Source organism: Pelovirga terrestris, from assembly GCF_014773365.1.
Classification (GTDB): domain Bacteria; phylum Desulfobacterota; class Desulfuromonadia; order Desulfuromonadales; family Geopsychrobacteraceae; genus Pelovirga; species Pelovirga terrestris.
Genome location: NZ_JACWUN010000009.1, coordinates 1 through 18,173, shown reverse-complemented (window position 1 = coordinate 18,173; position 18,173 = coordinate 1). Strand labels below are relative to the sequence as shown.

Here is an 18,173-nt window from a genome sequence, read left to right as displayed (position 1 = left end):
GAACCTTGTTCATGCTCGCAAGAAATGATATAGCTTGGCAGCACGAAGGCCACAGGGTTCGACTCGGTGGTCTTTTTCTATTGGAACCGTTAAAGGAAAGAAGCAACAATGATTACTGCGACAAACATCTGCCTGGCTTATGGCAAGCGGGTTATTTTCAACAACGTCAACATCAAGTTCACCCCCGGTAACTGTTATGGACTGATCGGGGCCAATGGCGCCGGCAAATCCACCTTTCTCAAAATTCTTGCCGGCGATGCCGAGCCCGACAAGGGCGAAGTCACCATCAACAAAGGGTTGCGCCTAGCGGTATTACGCCAGGACCAGTTTGCTTTTGACGAAGAAACCGTCTTCAACACAGTCATCATGGGGCATAAAAAGCTCTATGAGGTGATGGTCGAACGCGAGGCGATCTACAGCAAGGGGGAGTTCAGCGATGCTGACGGCGTCCGTTCCGGCGAACTGGAGGCGGAATTCGCCGAATTAAACGGTTACGATGCGGAATCGGAAGCCGCGGTATTGCTCAACGGTCTCGGTATCCCTGAAGCCCTGCGCCAGAAGAAGATGAAAGAATTGGAAGGCGGCGACAAGGTGCGGGTCCTGCTGGCCCAGGCCCTGTTCGGCAACCCCGATATCCTGCTGCTCGATGAGCCGACCAACCATCTGGACCTGAAATCAATTCAGTGGCTGGAGGAGTTTCTCGGCCGTTTCCAGAATACGGTGATTGTTGTTTCCCACGATCGCCACTTTCTCAACCAGGCCTGCACCCATATCGCTGATATCGATTTCGGCACCATCCGCACCTATGTCGGCAATTACGATTTCTGGTATGAAGCCAGTCAGATGGTGTTGAAACAGAAACAGGATGCCAACAAAAAGGCCAGTGACAAGGCCAACGAACTCAAGGAATTTATCGCCCGCTTCAGCTCCAACGCCTCCAAGGCCAAACAGGCAACCTCCCGCAAAAAACTCCTCGACAAACTGGAGATTGATGATTTGCCGACATCATCGCGTAAATACCCCTTCATCCTTTTCAGGCCGGAGCGTCCCTGCGGCAATATCATTCTCGAAGTCACCGACCTGAGTAAAACCATCGATGGGGTCAAGGTGCTTGATCGCTTGAATCTGATCGTCAACAAGGGGGACAAGATTGCGTTTGTCGGTGGCAACAGTCTGGCCAAGACTACCCTGTTCCAGATTCTGGCCGGCGAGCTGGAGCCGGACAGCGGCAGCTACCGCTGGGGCGTCACCATCACTCATGCCTATTTCCCGAAGGAAAACAGCAGTTATTTTGCTCCACAGAGGAGCTTGATTGACTGGTTGGGACAGTTCGCCCCAACTGAAGGGGAGAGCTTTGCCCGGGGTTATCTGGGCCGCATGCTCTTTTCCGGCGATGAAGCGACCAAGGCAACGACGGTGTTAAGCGGGGGCGAAAAAGTCCGCTGTATGCTCGCCCGGATGATGCTGACCAACGCCAACGCCCTGATCTTCGATGAGCCGACCAACCACCTGGATCTGGAATCGATCACTGCCCTGAACAACAGCCTGGTCAGTTTCCCCGAGGTGATTCTGCTGACCTCCCATGACCACAAACTGGTCGCGACAACCGCCAACCGTATTGTCGAACTGACCCCCAACGGCGTCATCGACCGGGTCATGAGCTTTGACGAATATCTTGACAATCCCGACATCACCGCCCTGCGGGCCAAGCTTTGTCAAGGAACCATCAATCTGCCACCAAGCCTCCAGGACCACCAAGAGAGTCAAAAACAGGGCTTTGATTAGCAAGGGACCATACATTGTTTTTCTTGGAGATCTTGGCGCCTTGGTGGCCTGAACGATTTATTTGGGTTTTTCCACCGATACCATGCTGAACTGATACAACTAATAAAAGGAAACCCGCGTGGCCTTGCCCTGGAAAACCCTTGATCATGTTTTGACCGAGAGCGGTGAAACCCTCGAACTGCGGCAACGCGGCACCGGAGACTTTCTCATCACCATCGGTAACCAGATCCTGATGAACAGCAAAGCCCAACGCTCGGAAATCGCCCTGGGCACGCTCGGCTGTCAGGGCCTGCAGCAGCACCCCGCTCCGAAAGTGCTGGTCGGCGGGCTGGGGATGGCCATCACCCTACGCGCCGTGCTCGATCAGCTTCCCGCTACGGCACAGGTGATTGTCGCGGAGCTGAACCCCATCGTTCACACTTGGTGTCTCGGCCCGCTGGCTGAATTAACCGCTGCCGCGACCGCCGACCCGCGGGTTGAAGTGGTGATTACCGATGTTGCCGAGCTGATTCGCCGGTCTCCGGCGACCACTTTTGACGCGGTTATCCTCGATCTTTATCGTGGTCCCCACCCCCGCACTGACCCGCGCAACGATCCCCTCTACGGCAGCGACGCCATCGGCCGAACCCGCAACGCCATGACATCGGGGGGAATCCTGGCCGTCTGGGGAGAAAATCCTGATACCGCCTTCGAGCATCGTCTGGCAGCGGCCGGTTTTTCGGTGCGCGTCGAGCGTCCCGGTAAGGGTGGCTATCGCCATGCGGTCTGGGTGGCACGGAAAAAAGGCTAATAAATGGACACCTTTGAGCTTGATGGACGCCCCTATGTCGCACTCTGTGACCTGCTCAAACTGACGGGAAGCTGTTCCAGTGGTGGTAGTGCCAAACTGGCAATCGCCTCAGGGGAAGCGAAGGTTGATGGCCAGGTCGAGCTGCGTAAGCGCGGTAAAATCCGCCCTGGCCAGATTGTCGACTACGGCACAGAGCGGATAAAAGTCGTGTAGCTCAATTGAATCGGCTTGTCTCGCCCGCCCCAGCACATTCAATAAAATAATAGGTTTCTAGGCCCCTACGGACGGTTATCCAAATCGAAATCGCTATCGGGATCGCAATCGTTCTTGCCGTGGACTACCCGATTCTCTGGAACTTGATCCCCAAGCTCACCCTGCATGGTTAGGCAATTTAATTTGTTAAGAGCACTCTTTCCTTTTCAAGAAGGTTGCCCTGACAATAGGTGCCGTATTCTGTGGGAGTGTTTTTGACGTCAACTGCGGTGAATAGCAAATAGGGTGTCAAGTCTGCTTTTGGCGTAACTATGCAGCACTATCCTTGCGCAGGGTCGGGGTGGACAGCAGGCCTGTTCAGGGGCAGTAAAGGGAGGGGTCAGCATCCTTGTCTGCCGCCACCAGACGGATATCGGCGTACCAGGCGCGCGCCTGCCCGCCGGTATTATCGGTATCGGTCATCAGGGCAATGGCTCCAGCTTGCGGTGGAGACTCTCCAAAAATCGTGCGGTAATCCTGATACACATTACGGCATTCGCGGATCCAGGTGCCGGCCTGCTCATTACCGCTTTGCACCGCCAGCATACGGGCATTACCGAAAAAGGGGTTGGGAACGACCTCCCCTTGCGCCAAGCGGTTGGCCCAGATGTAGTTGATACTTTTGGTTCTGGGCTTGAACCAGTGGGGAAACACCACATAGACGCGGGCGGGATAGTCATCTCCTTCTTTGGTCAGGGCGTTACCGGCAGGAAGAACACTTTCTATCTTCCAGCGCCATATCAGAATCGGATAAGTCTCCAGATCAACCTCGATTTCGTAGATTAACCCTGACGCCTGTTTGCGACTGTCAGCCCGGAGCACCACTGCGCCGTCTTCTTCGGCTAACCGATACTGGGTGGGATCCGTTGCCCGAAAAGATTGTTCACGCCAGTCACTGTTTATCCCCGAATCCAGATCGCCGAAGAATAACGGCACCTGCTCTACCTGGGCTTGAGTGGTCCCCGTTATGATCAGATAAAGGCTGAGCAGCAAAATTGTTGGTAAAAAGAATTTCATAGATCACCTCTCGCAATTTTCTCTGGCAAGATTTTTCGTCGGGTATTATCTTCGTCAGGATCTTTTTAGGGAGCCTTATGTGAGCAAGCTCAATCCTTGGTTACCACAAATCTGCCTGCTGCTGGCGATGATCCTCTGGGCCAGCTCATTTGTAGCGATGAAGCTGGCCCTCGTGGGATACCACCCGATGCAGGTGGTTTTCGGGCGCATGCTGATTGCAACCTTCTGTTTTGTCATCTTTATCCCGGCCTTCAGCCGCCTGAATTTTCGCCGCAAGGATATCAAGTACCTGCTGTTGATGGCTTTCTGTGAACCCTGTCTGTATTTTCTGTTCGAGGCCAGAGCCCTTGAATTGACCAGTGCTTCCCAGGCTGGCATGATTTCGGCTATTCTGCCGCTGCTGGTGGCTGTTCTGGCCTGGGGTCTGCTCAAAGAACGGATCCGCCGCCAGACCCTGATCGGCTTCGGGATCGCGATCAGCGGTGTTCTCTGGCTGAGCCTGGCCGGGGACAGCAGCGACAATGCCCCTAACCCCCTGCTGGGTAATTTTCTGGAATTTCTGGCGATGGTGTGCGCTGCCGGTTATACCATTGCGGTCAAACACTTAAGCAGTCACTACCCGCCTTTGTTCCTAACGGCTTTTCAGGCGTTTATCGGCAGTCTGTTTTTCTTTCCCTTTTTGCTCTTGCCGGGGGCGGGGCTGCCAACCGACTGGGTAACGGTCCCGGCTCTGGCCGTCATCTATCTGGGGGTTGCCATCAGCTGCCTGGCCTATGGTTGTTATAATTTCGGCGTCAGCAAAATACCGGCTAATCGTGCCGCTGCCTACGTCAATCTGATTCCGGTATTCGCCGTGATCATGGGGATGATCATTCTGGGGGACAAGCTGAACCTGTCACAACTATTTGCCTGTATCCTGGTCTTTTTCGGGGTCTGGCTCAGCAGCAGGAAAGATCCGCTTTCCTCAGTGCAACCAGCGAAAGTTGTATAATGGAAAATGTATCTCTGAGTCCGATTGCTGTCATTCATTCACCGTTCAAGGAAAAGTTCGCTACCCCGCGCCAGTCCGGTCTGACGCCGTCGGTAAGGGCCCGGGTTGAATTTTTACCCGGGTTCAGCTCGAGCGAATCGGTTCGTGGACTAGAAGGCTTCAGCCACATCTGGCTACTGTTTATCTTTCACCAGCATCTTGATCAGGGGTGGAGCCCGACGGTGCGGCCACCGCGGCTCGGCGGTAACCGCCGGGTCGGGGTCTTTGCCTCGCGTTCGCCGTTTCGCCCCAACCCCATTGGCCTGTCAGCCGTCAGATTATTGAACATAGACAACAAGGCGGCTACCTTAACCCTGGAGATCGAGGGAGCAGACCTGATCGATGGAACGCCGATCATTGATATCAAGCCCTATATCCCTTACGCCGACAGCATTGCGACTGCGCAGGGTGGCTTTGCCGACAGCGAACCGCAACCCTGCCTGGAGGTTATCTTCAGCGCTACGGCCCGAGGCAAACTGTGCGATTTTTCAGAGCAGACGCCGGAACTGGAAGCCCTGATCCGTGACACACTGTCCCTAGATCCGCGTCCGGCATACCATCATCAAAGGGACGACCAGCGCTCTTACGGTTGTCATCTCGACCGCTATAATATTCGTTGGCAGGTTGACGGCGCGCACATCATTATCAGCGATATCGAGATCGATTGAATCCCTGGCCGGCAAAAAGCGCCGGAGAACTGGCTTTCTCCACCGGCGCTGTGATGATCGATCTGCCCTGGAAAGTCGCTACTTTTTCATCAGTTCCAACAGCACATGGTTGAGAATACCGCCACTCTGAAAGAAAGCCACCTCCTGATCGGTGTCGATCCGGCATAGCACCTCGATAGTCTGGCGCTGGCCGTTGGCACGGACAATCTCAAGCGGCAATTTCTGCTTTGCCTGCAGGACTGGACCGGCAGGCAGATTGAAGGTTTCACTACCGTCCAACCCCAAACGTTCAGCACTGTCTTTACCGGTGAACTGAAGCGGTAATACTCCCATACCAACCAGGTTGGAACGATGAATACGCTCGTAGCTTTGGGTTAATATCGCTTTGATGCCAAGCATCAAAGTCCCTTTAGCAGCCCAGTCACGACTGGAGCCGGTGCCGTACTCCTTGCCTGCCACCACGATCAGCGGGACCGAGTCACCGATATAGCGTTGCGATGCATCATAAATACTCAGATCATCACCGGAAGGGTAGTGTCTGGTAACGCCCCCCTCACTACCCGGAATCATGCGGTTGCGCAGGCGGATATTGGCAAAGGTACCTCGAACCATCAGTTCGGGATTGCCGCGGCGCGATCCGTAGGAATTGAAATCCTTTTCTTCTACCCCGTGCTCACGCAGATAGCTGCCTGCCGGACTACTCGCCTTGATCGCTCCAGCCGGGGAAATATGATCAGTGGTGATGGTATCGCCGAGCAAAGCCAGCAGTCTGGCGTCTTTAATCCCCGGATAGCCAGGTGCAACTGCCAGGGAATCAAAAAAGATCGGGCGCCGGATATAGGTTGATTCCTTATCCCAGGCATAGGTCAAACCTTCGGGTACCGGCAGGTTCTGCCAGCTTTCATCGCCATCAAAAACCGCGGCATACTCCTTAAGGAACATCTGCGCATTGACCAGGGCCACCATCTCGGCAACCTCGGCGTTACTCGGCCAGATATCTTTGAGATAGACCGGTTGCCCCGCGGAATCGCTACCGATCGGCTCGGTCGCCAGGTCAATGCGGGTTGTTCCGGCCAGGGCAAAAGCCACCACCAAAGGTGGTGATGCCAGCCAGTTCGCTTTGGTCTGGGCGTGGATGCGCCCTTCAAAGTTACGGTTGCCGGACAACACCGAACAGACGGTCAAATCACCGGCATCGATGGCTTCAGCGATCGGCCCACTTAAGGGTCCGGAATTACCGATACAGGTGGTACAGCCATAACCGACCACGTTAAACCCAAGCTGATCGAGATAGTCCTGCAGGCCGGCTTTGGCCAGGTAACTGGTAACCACCTTGGAGCCGGGTGCCAGGGAAGTTTTAACCCAGGACCTGGTGTTCAGTCCCTTTTCAACGGCCTTTTTAGCCACCAGACCGGCGGCCATCATCACTGCCGGATTGGAGGTGTTGGTACAGGAGGTAATCGCCGCTATCACCACGTCACCGTGGTGCAGTTGTTCCTTGCTGTCAGGAATGGGAACGGCCTGGTCGCGGTTGTTCTCCGGCAACACTGCCTCGGTTGCCGTCCGCATCTGATTAAGCAAAACCCGATCCTGGGGACGTTTAGGACCGGCCAGGCTGGGTCTGACCGTGCCTAAATCAAGCTCGAGCACAGCACTATAAACCGGTTCCACCTGATCATCGCTACGCCATAGACCCTGCTCCTTGCAGTAAGCCTCGACCAAATCGATGGTCTGCACACTGCGTCCGGTCAACGCCAGGTAATTGAGGGTTATCTCGTCAATGGGGAAGAATCCGCAGGTTGCTCCATATTCCGGCGCCATATTAGCGATGGTGGCGCGATCCGCCAAAGGCAGTTGCGCCAGACCGGCGCCAAAGAATTCGACAAACTTGCCTACCACCCCGTGCTGGCGCAGCATCTGGGTCACGGTCAGGACCAGATCGGTGGCGGTAACCCCCTCGGGCAAACTGCCGGTCAGACGAAAACCCACCACCTCGGGGATCAGCATGGAGATGGGTTGGCCCAGCATCGCCGCTTCGGCTTCAATGCCGCCGACCCCCCAACCCAGCACGCCGAGACCATTGATCATGGTGGTATGGCTGTCGGTACCTACCAGGGTGTCGGGATAAACCCAGGTCTCGCTGTCTGTTTGTTCGCTCCACACGCCCTGGGCCAGATACTCGAGATTGACCTGATGACAGATCCCGGTACCTGGTGGTACCACGCGGAAATTGTTGAATGCCTTCTGCCCCCAGCGCAAAAACGCATAACGCTCAAAATTGCGCTCCATTTCACGATCGACATTAGCCTTGTAGGCATCGGAACTGCCGAAATGATCAACCATGACCGAGTGATCAATGACCAGATCGACGGGAATCTGGGGATTGATTGCTGCCGGATTCCCGCCAAGCTTCGCCACGGCATCGCGCATCGCCGCCAGATCGACAATGGCCGGCACACCGGTAAAGTCCTGCATCAGCACCCGCGCCGGGCTGAAGGCAATTTCGCCGGCCGGTGCCGTGCTCGTACCCCATTTAGCAACAGCTTCGATATCGCTACCTTTAACCAGTTGACCATCTTCTTTACGCAGCAGGTTTTCAAGCAGGATCTTGATCGTGAAAGGGAGCCGATCAAGATCACCTAGTCCCGAACCTGATGCAGCTTTCAGACTATGATAGCGATAGTCGACACCATTGACCGTCAGTTTTTTTTCACTTGCAAATGAATTGCCGAGCATCGGCGACCTCCTTGTGGTGTTATGTTGATGATTATTTCAGTCTACCCTCTGTTTGGTTAATTTGCCAACTCCGCCCCATAACATTTATCTCAAACCATTTATATTTTCCTGGAATAACCATCATTAAGCAGTAAAAACGAGAAAAATTGACAGTCAACCCCGCTTTCGATGTAAAATAACGTTGTTTTTCACCGTTTCTTGTGCTAGAAGCAATTTGTAGTAATCGGTTACCCTCGACAAAATGTATAAGGAGTAAAAGCATGGCAGAAGGTACTGTAAAATGGTTCAACGATTCTAAAGGTTTTGGATTTATCGAGCAGGACAACGGTCCTGATGTCTTCGTCCATTTTTCTGCTATCCAGTCGGAGGGTTTCAAGTCCCTGGCTGAGGGAGATCGTGTCAGCTTTGACGTCATCCAGGGAGAAAAAGGCCCACAATCAGCAAACGTCGTAAAAATCTAAGTTTTTAACTGTTTTCTACAGCTATCACTGTGTAGTTATGAACGCCTCTGAGGGTAGACCGGAAAGCCCCGCAAATCATTGCGGGGCTTTTCTTTAGCATGCTTAGCCATTGCTCAATGCGATCGCGCTACCCCTTTACGCGGGCAGAGGGCAACAATTGCGCAGCGACTGCAGTAAGGAACAGGAGCCTTGCAACAGGCACGTCCATGCCAGATCAAGGTATGAGCGCACTGAGTCCATTCAGCAGGCGGCAACAGACGGCACAGATCCTTTTCGATCTGATCGGGATGATCCGAACGGGTCCAGCCAAAACGGCGCGCCAGGCGCTTAACGTGGGTATCGACCACCATGCCCGGTACGTTAAAAGCATTACCCAGAACAACATTGGCAGTTTTACGCCCAACCCCGTCCAGAGCTACCAACTCTTCCAGGGTCTGCGGTACCTCCCCCCGATGCCTCGTAAGCACCTGGGATGCACAGCTGATCAGGTTTTTGGCCTTGTTTCGAAAAAAACCGGTAGAACGAATCAGCGCTTCAACATGTTCTTGTGATGCTACCGCCAAACGATCAGGATCAGGATACGCCCTGAATAGCTCAACCGTCACCTGATTGACCCGCACATCGGTACACTGGGCCGAGAGTATGGTAGCAACCAGAAGCTCCCAGGCTGAACGATAGTTCAATGCGCAATGGGCATCAGGGTAAATCAACTCAAGGGATTTAAGCAGTCTCAAGGCCTTTTCGCGGTTCTTCATACCCTGTCTTTTTCACCTAAAACAACTTGTCCACATTTCATCAACTTATCCACAGACAGGCTTGGGGTGTTTCGCGTTGAGGCGGACCTGTTCTGTGATGCGCAGGGCTTTGCGGGTATCACAGGTTTCCACATCAACAACCAGAGGCAGCTGAATTAACGTGCTTTTTGCCTCTTTGCTGGTAATAATCCTGCCGCTTATGGCAGTGACGGGGCCTTGAAAATAGATGCGTTCCCGCCCCCAGAGGGGGAACTTTGCCGGATAATTTGCGCGCCACAATGGGTGCTTTGCCCGCACAATCTGTGGATTAAATGCGACTTGTCCACAACCCCACAGGGGAAGACCGAAATCGCCACCAATAATTGTTGCACAAGGGAAACTGCGGCCGCCCAGCAGCTCTTCACCAAGCAGCCTCGCCACCTGCTTGAGACGCTTGCTAGGGTGCCAGTTCAGGGTCAGATTAAGCAGATGGACGCGCTCAGAGGCGGTATCAAAGTCGGCCCGGACACAAACGTCGTCATGGCCTAGAGGTGTGGTTTGCAGATTGTGCAGGGGATAACGTGATAAATAAGCGCAACTGCCTTCACTATCGGATCCATAAGCCGCTAACCCAACCCGCTCAGCCAGGCGCTGCAGGGACGTTTCACCCTGTGGCGATCCCACCCGTTGCAGCAGTACCAGGTCAACTCCCTGCTGCCGTATCATCTGGCCACAGAGTTGCGCACACAATTCGCCCGACCGACTGCGTTGATGGTTCAGATCGTAGCTCATGACCCGGAATCGTGCCATTTATCCACCTTTCTCTGGGTCACCGATATCGGCCGGACGAGGTCTAAAAAAAATAGCCGACGATGCTACAATGTATCAATTCTGCGAATACTTTCAATAACTATCTGCTGTTCAGGATAATCCTGGAAGAGGTTGTTACGCTTGTATGTCCTTTGTCTGGCAATTGTTTCTACCACCTCCATCCCACCTATGACCTGGCCAAAAACCGCGTAGCCAAAAGCATTGGGAGATCTTCCGCGATGGTTAAGAAAATCGTTATCGGTCAGATTGATAAAAAACTGGCTGGTGGCACTATTGACCTGGTTGGTGCGGGCCATCGCCAGACTGCCGGTGTGGTTTTTCAGACCATTATCAGCTTCGTTAACAATCGGAGCAGCAGTTTCTTTTCTGCGATCATTTTTGTCAAAGCCACCACCCTGAATCATAAAACCGCTGATAATGCGGTGAAAAATTGTTCCATCGTAAAATCCCCGATCAACGTAAGCAAGAAAGTTTTCTACTGTTACAGGGGCTTTTTCCGGGTAAAGTTCAACCTGAATCGTTCCATGACTGGTTTTCATCTCCACCAGGGTAGCGGCTATCAGGGTTCCCGTCCCCCACCAGATCAGCAACAGTAAAATTATCAGAATCCTCATCGTTACTCCTTTTTGTGTCGGTCGCGGATAAGCTTATAATTTTTCCGCTTTAAGATCGCGCATCATCAGATCGGTTACCGCCTGACGCGGATCCTTGTTCTGATACAGAATATGATAGGTTTGTTCGATGATAGGAACATCCACTCCCAGTTTTTGTGCCAACTGGTAGGCCGACAGGGTGGTTTTAACCCCCTCTGCGACCATGTTCATGCCTGCCAGGATTTCCTCGAGGGGACGCCCCTTGCCGAGTTCCATACCAACGCTGCGATTGCGCGATAAATCGCCGGTACAGGTCAGAACCAGATCCCCCATACCGGCCAGACCGGCAAAGGTTTCCCGATCCGCGCCAAGCTTGACCCCCATCCGTGTCATCTCTGCCAGGCCACGAGTAATCAGCGCGGCGCGCGTATTATAGCCAAAGCCCAAACCGTCGGCGACCCCGGCCGCCAGAGCAATGACGTTTTTCATCGCACCTCCCAGCTCAACCCCGACAATATCATCGTGGGTATAGACCCGAAAAACCGGCGTACTGAAGAGCAATTGCACCGCCTCAGCCATTGCAGGTTCGTAACCGGCGGCAACCACCGCGGTCGGCATGTGCTGACTGACTTCACGAGCAAAGGACGGCCCGGAAAGAAAAACCACCCGACGCTTCAATCCTGGGGGAAGCTCATTGTCAAATACCTGGGAGAGCAACTGCAAACTGTCATTCTCTATACCCTTCGAAGCGGAAACAATAACCGCATCTGACAGCAGAGCCGGCAGCGACTGGCGTAGCACCTGGCGGGTCACCTGTGAAGGCGTTACGTAGACGACAAAAGCAGCATCCGCCACCGCAGCCACAAGGTCATCTGTTATCTGCAGGTTTGTTGCAAGGGGAATACCCGGAAGGTAAAGATCATTAATCCTGCTTGTGCGCATCCGCTGTGCCAGGTCTTTTTCAAAACACCACAGGGTAACAGCCAGATCCTTTTGTGCCAGCAGATTGGCAAGTGTTGTTCCCCAGCTACCTGCACCAACGACCGCTATTCTGGTATTCATTCCAACCCCTCGTTTCTGTTGTGGATGCGCCTGGTTAAATGATTGATTTTCTGTTCCAGCAGCAGTGGCTGTGGATAATCCTCCAGGTTGCGGTATATTTCCAGAGCCAACTCCAACTCACCCCTCTCTTCCAGCAGGACAGCCATATTAAAGCGAGCCCGAGCAGCATATCTGCTATCTGGATAATCATCAACCAGCTGCTGCCAATCCTGATTCGCTTCTTCAGTGCGGTTTTCAAGTATCAGAATTGTGGCTTTGCGATGCAGAACCTCAGGGATCAAGGGGCTATCCGGATAAGCTGACAACAGGTTCTCCAACTCAATCCGGGACTGGGGATAGTTTTGCAGACGAAAGTAGCTGTCAGCAATCTCATACAGATATTGATCGGATTGACCCTGATCACTGTCAAGCAGGCGCTGGTAATAGCCAATGGCCTGGATATCATCACCCAGATCAATTTTTACAATCCGCGCGGCAGCTTCACCTACCTGCTGAATGTAATTGTTGTCCGGATAATCACGCTCCAACTGGAGGTATGTAAGCAGCGCCTGCTGTGGATCCTGCAGATCAAAGTGCCAAAGTCGCGCCACCCGATAAAGAGCCTCAGAAGCTGCAAGTTCTTTGGGAAAACGAGCAATAATCTGTTGATAGCTGTCCAGGGCTTCGGAGGTACGCCCCAGACTCTCCAGCTTTATCGCCTGGGTTAAAAAACGTTGTGGCTCAGCAGAGCGGTATTCTTGCCACTTGGGGTAACCAAAAACTACCATCGCTAGCAAAACCAGAATGACGATTCCATATTTTAGCAGGCTACTCCTGTTCTTCGTCGCCTGCTGGGGCTTCTGGTTCTGTTTCAAGTCCTGCTTCAATTGTTTCTTCAATCTCTCCAGACTCATCAACTGAATCCTTTTCCGCCAGCATGGCTACAGAAACGATGAATTCATCCGCTTCAAGAACCATCATCCGTACCCCTTGGGTGTTGCGTCCTATGGCGCGGATATTACGCACCTTGGTCCGCAACATTTTGCCACGGTTGGTAATGAACATCAGATCGGAATCTTCGTCGACCATCCTGATGGCTACAACCCGGCCATTGCGCTGACTGGTTTTGATGGTAATAATCCCTTTGCCACCACGACTCTGGACGCGATATTCGGCGATATCGGTACGCTTGCCATAGCCATGCTCAGTTATTGTTACCAGCGCCATGGCGGTGCTGTCAGTTACCGATTGCAGACCGACAACTTCATCATCGGGATCAAGGGTAATTCCGCGCACCCCGCGTGCTGTCCGTCCCATGGAGCGGATATTGGTTTCCGGAAAGCGAATCGACTTGCCGTTACTGCTGGCCAGCAGAAGGTCACGGTTGCCGTCAGTCAGACGTGCTTCAATCAGGCTATCCCCCTCGTCAATCGTCAGGGCGATAATACCGCCACTGCGAGGGTTTGAATAAGCCATCAGATCGGTTTTCTTGATGATACCGCGGGCAGTGGCCGTAACGATGTAGCGCCCTTCCTCAAACTTTTTCACCGGCAGAATCGTTGTCACCTTTTCATCCGGCGCTAGATCGAGCAGATTGACAATCGCTTTACCACGCGAAGCCATCCCCCCCTGTGGCACTTCATGCACCTTCAGCCAGTACAGTTTACCCAGATTGGTAAAGATCAGGATGTAGGAATGGGTTGAGGCAATAAAAAGATTTTCAACAAAATCTTCATCCTTGGTGCGCATGCCACTGCGACCCTTGCCGCCGCGTCGTTGCGCCCGATAGAGAGAAACCGCATTGCGCTTGATATAACCACTGTGGGTCACGGTTACCACCATATCCTCTTCAACAATCATATCCTCCAAGGTCAGGTCAGCGGTACGATCAATGATTTCGGTGCGTCTGGGGTTGGCAAACTTTTCTTTAACGTCAATCAATTCCTGCTTGATAATGGCAAGAATTTCAACCTCACTGGCGAGGATCTCTTTAAGCCGCTCAATCTGTGCCAGAACCTGTGCCAGTTCTTCAAGAATCTTTTCCCTTTCGAGGCCGGTTAAGCGATGCAGGCGCATATCCAGAATCGCTTGGGCCTGGATATCAGTAAAAGCGAAACGCTCCATTAAGCGGGCTTTGGCTTCCGGCGAGTTGGCACTGGTTTTGATGAGATTAATCACTTCATCAAGATGATCAAGGGCGATTTTCAACCCCTGCAAAATATGCGCACGGGCCTCCGCTTTTTTCAGCTCAAAAATACAGCGTCGGGTAACAATTTCACGGCGATGATCGATAAAATTATCGAGAACTTCGCGTAACGTCAAAATTTTGGGTTGCCCTTTTACGATCGCCAGCATAATGATGCCAAAAGAAGACTGCATCGCCGTCATCTTATACAACTGGTTGAGCACAACCCCGGCAACCATGTCTTTTTTCAACTCGATGACAATCCGCATGCCATCCCGGTCGGACTCATCCCGCAGATCAGAGATGCCCTCAATTTTCTTGTTTTTCACCAACTCTGCGATTTTTTCTATCAGCCGCGCCTTATTGACCTGGTAGGGAATTTCCGTCACCACAATGGCTTCGCGCCCACTGCGTCGATCAACTTCTACCATGGCCCGTGAGCGCATTTGAACAATGCCGCGACCAGTCTTGTACGCCTCGCGGATGCCCTCTTTGCCATTAATAAATCCAGCCGTGGGAAAATCCGGACCATGAATGGTATCCATCAACTCTTCTACGCCTAAACGCGGATCATCAATGATCGCAATCAGGCCGTCGATCACCTCACCGAGATTGTGCGGTGGGATCTTGGTTGCCATTCCCACCGCTATCCCCTCTGATCCGTTGACCAGCAAATTGGGAAATTTACAGGGTAACACCAGAGGTTCCACCAGGGATTCGTCATAATTAGGACCAAAATCAACGGTCTCTTTGTCGATATCGGCCAGCAGTTCCTGGGCCATTTTATCCATACGAATTTCGGTATAACGCATGGCCGCCGGAGAATCCCCATCAACCGAACCGAAGTTTCCCTGACCATCTACCAGCGGGTGACGCATGGAAAAATGCTGAGCCATCCTGACAATCGAGTCGTAGACCGCGCTGTCACCATGGGGGTGATATTTACCGATGACATCACCAACGACCCTTGCTGATTTTTTGTAAGGTTTGTTATGTTCATTGCCAAGATCGTGCATAGCAAAAAGAATGCGGCGATGAACCGGCTTAAGCCCATCACGAACATCCGGCAGGGCCCGGCCGACAATGACGCTCATAGCGTAATCCATGTAGGATTTACGCATCTCGTCGACGATATTTACCGATATTTTATTCTGTTCCGAAATCATCTATTCCTCCAAACTTCCTGCAGAAGTTTTTTTTATCAGTTATTAAACATCGAGATTAACGACGTTAAGAGCATTCATTTCGATAAATTCCCGCCGTGGCTCGACCTGGTCACCCATCAGTACGGTAAATATTTCATCGGCTCTGACCGCATCCTCAATGGCCACCTGCAGTAAAATCCTTTTTTCAGCATTCATGGTGGTTTCCCACAACTGATCCGGATTCATTTCACCAAGACCTTTGTAGCGCTGAATATACTGTCCCTTTTTAGCCCTGCTAAGAATAGCATCAAGAAGATCCTGACGATTATTGACCTCCTGTTCCTGCTTTCCTTCAACAGATATGACCACGGGGTGGTCTGCACAGATATCTTCTACCTGGCGATACGCCTGGGTCAGTAGTTTATATTCATGGGTTGAAAGTATCTCAACGGTTTGTCGATCTATCCGTGCATGTAAATTACCCAGTCGCACGATAATGCGGTCAGGATCGTCCATTAAATCGAAACGGGCCATCGGCTCAATCTGTCGTAATTGTTCCACCAGGGGTTCAAGAGTGGGTTGATCGGCAAAGCCGTTGCGGATTTTTCCGCGTAAAAAAATACTGAGAATCTGCGCTGGAATACCCCGGTTAACAATTTTATCAAAATGCATATTATAATCGATGATATAGCGCAACATGGGGATTATCTGCTTACCACGAACAATCTTCCGGCCATTATCCATCTCCAGGGCAACACCCTCTGTCCCGGTATCCAGCAGATAATCAAGAAGAGTATCATCATCTTTTAGATATAATTCTTTTTTACCACGCTTTACTTTATACAGCGGTGGTTGCGCGATATATAGATGTCCTCGTTCGATAATTTCAGGCATCTGTCTGAAAAAGAAGGTTAACAACAAGGTCCGAATATGCGAGCCATCGACATCAGCGTCAGTCATAATGATGATCCGGTGATAGCGGAGTTTAGCAATATTGAAATCATCCTTGCCGATACCTGCACCCATGGCGGTAATAAGGGTTTTTATTTCGTTGGAGGTCAGGAGTTTATCAAAGCGCGCTTTTTCTACATTTAATATTTTTCCTTTAAGCGGTAATATTGCCTGATAACGCCGGTCTCGCCCCTGCTTAGCACTGCCACCCGCAGAATCACCCTCTACCAGATAAATTTCACACAATGCCGGATCCTTTTCCTGGCAGTCCGCGAGTTTTCCAGGTAAAGAAAGTCCTTCCAAGGCCCCTTTTCTACGGGTCAAGTCACGCGCTTTACGGGCTGCTTCCCGTGCTCGCGCCGCTTCTATTCCTTTTTCCAGTATTTTTTTAGCAACTTGCGGATTTTCTTCGAGGAACATTGCAAGCTGATCGTTCATCAAGGCTTCAACATGACCTTTTATCTCAGAGTTTCCGAGTTTTGTTTTGGTTTGTCCCTCAAATTGAGGATCCGGAATTTTAATAGAGATAACAGCAGCTATACCTTCTCTCAAATCATCTCCGGAAATGGCAATTTTGACATTTTTCAACAGGTTATTTGCGGTGGCATAGGTATTCATGGTACGGGTCAATGCCGCCTTGAAACCGCTTAAATGTGTTCCTCCCTCGTGGGTATTGATATTATTTGCAAAAGAAAATACTTTTTCATCAAAGCCATCGTTGTACTGGATAGCTATTTCAATTTCAGCGTTCTCTTTTTTTCCATGAAAATAGATAGGAGCAGGATGAAGTGGGCTTTTAGCTCTGTTTAAATATTCAACAAAGGAGCGTATACCACCCTCATACATAAATTCGTAAAATTTATCAGAACGTTCATCAGTAATTTTGATGCGCACTCCAGCATTTAAAAAAGCCATTTCTCTAAAACGCTGAGAGAGTGTTTCAAAATTAAAGTTGACTGTTTCAAAAACGGCAGAATCAGGCCAAAAGGTAATTTTTGTTCCTCTTTTGATCGTCGAACCATATTCTTCTAATGGTGCTTCAGGTACTCCTTTGTTGTATCGCTGACGATATATTTTTCCAGCGCGTCTTATTTCAAGTTCCAGATGACTTGATAAAGCGTTAACAACAGATACCCCGACACCATGGAGACCACCCGACACTTTATACGCGCCTTCACCCTTGTCATCAAACTTTCCACCTGCATGTAATATCGTCATTACAACTTCAGCAGCAGACTTCTGATATTTTTCGATGATCTCTACCGGTATACCGCGACCATTATCCTCAACTGTGATTGAATTATCTTCATGGATATTTACTAAAATCTCGTCACAGTAACCAGCTAAACTTTCATCAATAGAATTATCAATAACTTCATATACAAGATGATGTAAACCTTGTGTCGATGTTGAACCAATGTACATTGCAGGTCTTTTACGGACAGCCTCGAGTCCCTCAAGAACTTGAATACTATCACCACTATAGTTTGATTCTTCTGTCATAATTTTTCCTTATTTTCAAAAATATTCCCATTATTAACATAAAAAATTTTGTCATTTTCTTTATAAAAAAAAGGAATTTTTAAAGAAGTAATAAACGATTGATCACAATGAGAAAGTAAATTATTAATCAAAATAATTTGTCTTTTATTATCTATTTCGCTATTCAGATCATCAATTAACAAAACGGGTTTAAAGTCAGATTTAATTTTTGAATTTAAAATCTGAGCAAATTTGAAAAAAAGTAAAAAAGATTTCTTTTGTCCTTCTGATCCAATACTATCTAAATCTAAATTATTAATTAGAAAAGAAATCGAATCAGTGTGTTGACCTAAAAGTGTATAACCTAACTTTTTTTCTTTATGTTCGATTTTTTCAAAATCTGTTCTCAGTTTATTTTTATAATTTGATATATCAGTTTTCTTATAATTTATTTGATAATTTTCACCTTCAA

The 18,173-nt window shown here is 50.7% G+C and carries 16 protein-coding genes; 6 read left to right on the top strand and 10 right to left on the bottom strand.

Features of this window, described 5'->3' with window-relative positions; translation table 11 throughout:
* Positions 1 to 108: 108 nt before the first annotated feature.
* From ICT70_RS08820 to ICT70_RS08810, 3 genes are all read left to right on the top strand, one after another.
* The gene (locus tag ICT70_RS08820) at positions 109 to 1,785 is read left to right on the top strand and encodes an ABC-F family ATP-binding cassette domain-containing protein (protein ID WP_191155672.1); all 1,677 of its coding nucleotides are present in this window, start codon (positions 109 to 111) and stop codon (positions 1,783 to 1,785) included.
* A 118-nt stretch (positions 1,786 to 1,903) separates the two neighbouring features.
* Positions 1,904 to 2,575, top strand: coding sequence for a polyamine aminopropyltransferase (locus ICT70_RS08815; RefSeq protein WP_191155670.1), 672 nt, complete (start codon positions 1,904 to 1,906; stop codon positions 2,573 to 2,575).
* A 3-nt stretch (positions 2,576 to 2,578) separates the two neighbouring features.
* On the top strand, positions 2,579 to 2,788 hold the full coding sequence (locus ICT70_RS08810) for an RNA-binding S4 domain-containing protein (protein WP_191155668.1): 210 nt from the start codon (positions 2,579 to 2,581) through the stop codon (positions 2,786 to 2,788).
* 357 nt (positions 2,789 to 3,145) lie between these two features.
* On the opposite strand, the gene ICT70_RS08805 is transcribed toward ICT70_RS08810, so the two are convergent.
* Positions 3,146 to 3,844, bottom strand: a complete 699-nt coding sequence (locus tag ICT70_RS08805; protein WP_191155666.1) for a DUF3047 domain-containing protein — start codon at positions 3,842 to 3,844, stop codon at positions 3,146 to 3,148.
* A 79-nt stretch (positions 3,845 to 3,923) separates the two neighbouring features.
* Here ICT70_RS08805 and ICT70_RS08800 point away from each other — a divergent pair, with 79 nt between their 5' ends.
* The gene (locus ICT70_RS08800; RefSeq protein ID WP_191155664.1) at positions 3,924 to 4,835 is read left to right on the top strand and encodes an EamA family transporter; all 912 of its coding nucleotides are present in this window, start codon (positions 3,924 to 3,926) and stop codon (positions 4,833 to 4,835) included.
* On the top strand, positions 4,835 to 5,542 hold the full coding sequence (gene tsaA / locus ICT70_RS08795) for a tRNA (N6-threonylcarbamoyladenosine(37)-N6)-methyltransferase TrmO (RefSeq protein WP_191155662.1): 708 nt from the start codon (positions 4,835 to 4,837) through the stop codon (positions 5,540 to 5,542). The genes ICT70_RS08800 and tsaA overlap by 1 nt, the downstream gene beginning before the upstream one ends.
* A gap of 78 nt (positions 5,543 to 5,620) precedes the next feature.
* Here tsaA and acnA read toward each other — a convergent pair whose 3' ends face one another.
* Positions 5,621 to 8,278 carry an aconitate hydratase AcnA gene (acnA, locus tag ICT70_RS08790; protein ID WP_191155660.1) on the bottom strand — a complete coding sequence of 886 codons (2,658 nt, stop codon included), beginning with the start codon at positions 8,276 to 8,278 and terminating at the stop codon, positions 5,621 to 5,623.
* A gap of 260 nt (positions 8,279 to 8,538) precedes the next feature.
* Between acnA and ICT70_RS08785 the strand changes: the two genes are divergently transcribed.
* The gene (locus ICT70_RS08785) at positions 8,539 to 8,739 is read left to right on the top strand and encodes a cold-shock protein (RefSeq protein WP_191155658.1); all 201 of its coding nucleotides are present in this window, start codon (positions 8,539 to 8,541) and stop codon (positions 8,737 to 8,739) included.
* Positions 8,740 to 8,852: 113 nt separating this feature from the next.
* On the opposite strand, the gene nth is transcribed toward ICT70_RS08785, so the two are convergent.
* The 8 genes from nth to ICT70_RS08745 all read right to left on the bottom strand — a co-directional run.
* Positions 8,853 to 9,494: an endonuclease III gene (gene nth, locus ICT70_RS08780; protein WP_191155656.1), complete on the bottom strand. Its 642-nt coding sequence runs from the start codon at positions 9,492 to 9,494 to the stop codon at positions 8,853 to 8,855.
* 45 nt (positions 9,495 to 9,539) lie between these two features.
* A complete protein-coding gene (locus tag ICT70_RS08775) occupies positions 9,540 to 10,283 on the bottom strand; it encodes an endonuclease/exonuclease/phosphatase family protein (protein ID WP_191155654.1) in 744 nt (247 codons plus the stop codon).
* 65 nt (positions 10,284 to 10,348) lie between these two features.
* Positions 10,349 to 10,918 (bottom strand): peptidylprolyl isomerase, encoded by a 570-nt coding sequence (locus tag ICT70_RS08770; protein WP_191155652.1) that lies wholly within the window; start codon positions 10,916 to 10,918, stop codon positions 10,349 to 10,351.
* 33 nt (positions 10,919 to 10,951) lie between these two features.
* Positions 10,952 to 11,959 carry an NAD(P)H-dependent glycerol-3-phosphate dehydrogenase gene (locus ICT70_RS08765; RefSeq protein WP_191155650.1) on the bottom strand — a complete coding sequence of 336 codons (1,008 nt, stop codon included), beginning with the start codon at positions 11,957 to 11,959 and terminating at the stop codon, positions 10,952 to 10,954.
* On the bottom strand, positions 11,956 to 12,726 hold the full coding sequence (locus tag ICT70_RS08760; protein ID WP_191155648.1) for a tetratricopeptide repeat protein: 771 nt from the start codon (positions 12,724 to 12,726) through the stop codon (positions 11,956 to 11,958). Before ICT70_RS08760 ends, ICT70_RS08765 begins: the two co-directional genes overlap by 4 nt.
* Before the next feature lie 40 nt (positions 12,727 to 12,766).
* Positions 12,767 to 15,289, bottom strand: a complete 2,523-nt coding sequence (gyrA, locus tag ICT70_RS08755; RefSeq protein ID WP_191155646.1) for a DNA gyrase subunit A — start codon at positions 15,287 to 15,289, stop codon at positions 12,767 to 12,769.
* Positions 15,290 to 15,331: 42 nt separating this feature from the next.
* On the bottom strand, positions 15,332 to 17,722 hold the full coding sequence (gene gyrB, locus ICT70_RS08750; protein WP_191155644.1) for a DNA topoisomerase (ATP-hydrolyzing) subunit B: 2,391 nt from the start codon (positions 17,720 to 17,722) through the stop codon (positions 15,332 to 15,334).
* Positions 17,719 to 18,173, bottom strand: a 455-nt coding sequence (locus ICT70_RS08745) for a DNA replication/repair protein RecF (RefSeq protein ID WP_475597952.1), incomplete at its 5' end; no start/stop codon positions are given. The genes ICT70_RS08745 and gyrB, both read right to left, overlap by 4 nt.

Bases quoted from the DNA above. Each gene is read 5' to 3' on its own strand.
- ICT70_RS08820 (WP_191155672.1), top strand. From the start codon at position 109: ATGATTACTGCGACAAACATCTGCCTGGCTTATGGCAAGCGGGTTATT.
- ICT70_RS08805 (WP_191155666.1), bottom strand. From the start codon at position 3,844: ATGAAATTCTTTTTACCAACAATTTTGCTGCTCAGCCTTTATCTGATC.
- acnA (WP_191155660.1), bottom strand. From the start codon at position 8,278: ATGCTCGGCAATTCATTTGCAAGTGAAAAAAAACTGACGGTCAATGGT.
- ICT70_RS08775 (WP_191155654.1), bottom strand. From the start codon at position 10,283: ATGGCACGATTCCGGGTCATGAGCTACGATCTGAACCATCAACGCAGT.
- tsaA (WP_191155662.1), top strand. From the start codon at position 4,835: ATGGAAAATGTATCTCTGAGTCCGATTGCTGTCATTCATTCACCGTTC.
- gyrB (WP_191155644.1), bottom strand. From the start codon at position 17,722: ATGACAGAAGAATCAAACTATAGTGGTGATAGTATTCAAGTTCTTGAG.
- ICT70_RS08770 (WP_191155652.1), bottom strand. From the start codon at position 10,918: ATGAGGATTCTGATAATTTTACTGTTGCTGATCTGGTGGGGGACGGGA.
- ICT70_RS08785 (WP_191155658.1), top strand. From the start codon at position 8,539: ATGGCAGAAGGTACTGTAAAATGGTTCAACGATTCTAAAGGTTTTGGA.
- gyrA (WP_191155646.1), bottom strand. From the start codon at position 15,289: ATGATTTCGGAACAGAATAAAATATCGGTAAATATCGTCGACGAGATG.
- ICT70_RS08810 (WP_191155668.1), top strand. From the start codon at position 2,579: ATGGACACCTTTGAGCTTGATGGACGCCCCTATGTCGCACTCTGTGAC.
- nth (WP_191155656.1), bottom strand. From the start codon at position 9,494: ATGAAGAACCGCGAAAAGGCCTTGAGACTGCTTAAATCCCTTGAGTTG.
- ICT70_RS08760 (WP_191155648.1), bottom strand. From the start codon at position 12,726: ATGGTAGTTTTTGGTTACCCCAAGTGGCAAGAATACCGCTCTGCTGAG.
- ICT70_RS08765 (WP_191155650.1), bottom strand. From the start codon at position 11,959: ATGAATACCAGAATAGCGGTCGTTGGTGCAGGTAGCTGGGGAACAACA.